General features: G+C 75.4%; 1 protein-coding gene. It reads left to right on the top strand.

Features of this window, described 5'->3' with window-relative positions; translation table 11 throughout:
- Positions 1-1,141 (top strand): HD domain-containing protein (locus R6V09_RS53580; protein WP_317888617.1); only part of this gene is annotated, 1,141 nt, incomplete at both ends.

The raw sequence follows: 1,141 nt of genomic DNA, 5'->3' as shown, positions 1-1,141 counted from the left end.
TGCCGCCGCGCAGGCCGGCCTCCCGCTCTCCCTGCACGCCGTACGGCGCCTCGCGGCCACCGTGCGCCCGTTGCCCACGCCCTGGCCCGCCGAGGCGCGCGAACAGCTCGTGACGCTGCTCGGCTCCGGACAACCCACCGTCGACGTATGGGAGGCGCTGGAGGCCGAAGGCCTGATCACCCGCCTCCTCCCCGACTGGGAGCGGGTCCGCTGCCGCCCGCAGCGCAACGCCGTGCACATCTGGACCGTCGACCGGCACCTCATCGAAACCGCCGTCCGCGCCTCCGAGTTCGCCCGCCGCGTCAGCCGCCCCGACCTCCTTCTGGTCGCCGCGCTGCTGCACGACATCGGCAAGGGCTGGCCCGGCGACCACTCCGTGGCCGGCGAGATCATCGCCAAGGACGTGGCCGCCCGCATCGGCTTCGACCGCGCGGAAGTCGCCGTACTCGCCACCCTCGTACGCCATCACCTGCTGCTCATCGACACGGCCACCCGGCGCGACCTGGAGGACCCGGCGACGGTCCGTTCGGTCGCCGAGGCGGTCGGTACGACGAGCACCCTGGAGCTGCTGCACGCGCTGACCGAGGCGGACGCGCTGGCCACAGGGCCGGCCGCCTGGTCGTCCTGGCGGGCCTCCCTCGTCACCGACCTGGTGAAGCGGGTCGCCGCCGTCCTCTCCGGGGACGCCCCCGAGGAGCCCGAGGCGGGCGCGGCCACCGCCGAACAGGAACGCCTCGCGATCGAGGCCGTGGCGACCGGCGGCCCTGTGCTGGCGCTCCGCGCCCAGACCGAACCCCCGTCCGAGGACGAGCCCGCGGGCGACCCCGAACCCCTCGGTGTGGAGCTCCTGATCGCCGTACCGGACCAGCCGGGCGTGCTCCCCGCCGTGGCCGGCGTCCTGGCGATGCACCGCCTCACCGTCCGCACGGCGGAGCTGCGCGCGCTCGACCTGCCCGACGGCGTCGAGGGCTCGGTGTTGCTGCTGAACTGGCGCGTTGCCGCCGAGTACGGGTCCCTGCCCCAGGCCGCCCGGCTGCGCGCCGATCTCGTACGGGCCCTGGACGGGTCGCTCGACATCGCAGGCCGTCTCGCCGAACGCGACGCCGCGTATCCGCGCCGCCGGGGTGTCGTGGCACCGCCG

The sequence above is a fragment of the Streptomyces sp. W16 genome, from assembly GCF_033194735.1.
Taxonomy (GTDB): Bacteria; Actinomycetota; Actinomycetes; order Streptomycetales; family Streptomycetaceae; genus Streptomyces.
This window is presented reverse-complemented; position numbering and strand designations above follow the sequence as displayed.